The organism is Pseudoalteromonas sp. RB2-MNA-CIBAN-0110 (assembly GCF_040309305.1).
GTDB lineage: Bacteria > Pseudomonadota > Gammaproteobacteria > Enterobacterales > Alteromonadaceae > Pseudoalteromonas > Pseudoalteromonas arctica.
Genome location: NZ_JBEOOQ010000087.1, coordinates 1 through 1250, shown reverse-complemented (window position 1 = coordinate 1250; position 1250 = coordinate 1). Strand labels below are relative to the sequence as shown.

The 1250-nt window shown below is 38.4% G+C and carries 1 protein-coding gene; it reads right to left on the bottom strand.

Translation table 11 applies throughout. The annotated features are described in order from the left end of the window. Positions 1-8 precede the first annotated feature (8 nt). Positions 9-1198 (bottom strand): IS3 family transposase gene (locus tag AAEY68_RS20630; protein ID WP_502935715.1). Its coding sequence is split into 2 segments (ribosomal slippage): positions 9-943 and positions 943-1198, totalling 1191 coding nucleotides; the frame shifts between segments, so codons are not numbered across the junction. Positions 1199-1250 lie beyond the last annotated feature (52 nt).

Here is a 1250-nt window from a genome sequence, read left to right as displayed (position 1 = left end):
TGAAGTGGTCAAGTAAAATTGGCCACAGTTTTGTAGCTTAATTTGTATCTTCGCTCTGATTCATTTGGGCTTATTCCACCGTTGTACGTATGTGGCCTGGTCTTATTGTAATAATCCATGATGTAATTAATGATTGCTTGTTTGGCTTCATTAAAATTCTTATACCCTATCGTTGGTATCCATTCCGTTTTCAAACTTCTAAAATATCGTTCCATTGGTGCATTATCCCAACAATTTCCACGGCGGCTCATGCTTTGCGTGATTTGATAACGCCACAGTCGTTGCCTAAACTTTCTGCTGGTGTAATGCGTTCCTTGGTCTGAATGGAATATGACATCTTTAGGCTTTCCTCTGCTCTCATATGCCATCATTAATGCTTGCATCGTTAACTCACTATCAGGTGAGTTTGAGATCGCCCAGCCAATAACTTTTCTAGAAAAAAAATCAAGGACAACAGCAAGATAAGACCAACGATTACCCGTCCAAATGTACGTCACATCTCCACACCAATAAGTATTAGGCTCAACAACGGCGAATTGACGTTTGAGTATATTTGGGATGGCCACATGATCTTGATTCGCCTTCTTATATTTATGCTTAGGTATCTGACAACTCACTAAGTCTAGCTCATTCATTAAGCTTCTTGCCCGATAACGACTTAATGGATAACCTTCATTCGTCACCATATCAGATAGGCTTCTAGCACCCGCAGAGCCACCACTAAGTGCATGAAAGCGTTTAACATCAGCTCTTAATTTAATCTCTGACGAGCTTAAATTATTATCCCTGCTTACCCAATATTTATAACTGCTGCGATGTACTTTAAATACATCGCATAACGTAGTGATTGGATATTTTATTTTGTTGCTCTGATTGAGTTTCTCAATTAATAAGAATTGTTCAGGGAGTCTGACATCAACAGAGCAGTAGCCTTTTTTAAGATATCCTTTTCTAATTCAATGCGTTCAATCTTTTTTTCAAGTTCACGTATTTTTAATTGATCAGCGGTCATAGGAGTAGCTTTAGGTTGTTTACCTTTTCGCTCTTCTTTTAACTGTTTAACCCATTTGCTAACGGTGGAATAACCAGCACCCATGGCCTTCGCTGCATCTTCGTGGGTATAACCATTATCAACAACTAATTGTGCTGTTTCTAATCGAAATTCAGGACTGAAATTTGGACGTTTTTTCTTTGTCATTTGTATCACCTAACGTTTGATGAGATGCATAATAACATCTCTAAGTAGGTGG